Source organism: Sulfoacidibacillus ferrooxidans (assembly GCF_022606465.1).
GTDB lineage: Bacteria > Bacillota > Bacilli > Alicyclobacillales > SLC66 > Sulfoacidibacillus > Sulfoacidibacillus ferrooxidans.
Map to the genome: position 1 here is coordinate 1 of NZ_JALBUF010000129.1, position 259 is coordinate 259.

The 259-nt window shown below is 42.5% G+C and carries 1 protein-coding gene; it reads right to left on the reverse strand.

Annotated elements, in window-relative coordinates:
* Nucleotides 1–199 (reverse strand): hypothetical protein (locus MM817_RS16690; RefSeq protein ID WP_241717202.1); only part of this gene is annotated, 199 nt, incomplete at its 3' end.
* Nucleotides 200–259 lie beyond the last annotated feature (60 nt).

The following is a 259-nucleotide window of genomic DNA, read 5'->3' on the forward strand; positions in this document are numbered from 1 at the left end:
CGATATATCGTTCTTGATCATCTTCTCCCTTCTCCCAGTGGTATACCAGCTTGCGGATGATATCTGAAAATGTGATGCCAAAAGCACTTTCTGAGTATGCGTAGAGGACACGCATAATCTCTTCTTCTAGCCATCCACGCATCTGAAAATACTCCGTTTTCGCTTGCTCTAACTTTCGATTGAGCTGCATAGTTCCCAATTAGTACTCCACCTTTCCAATTGCTTGCTCGACATGGTAGTTTTCTACATCTTTTTTCGT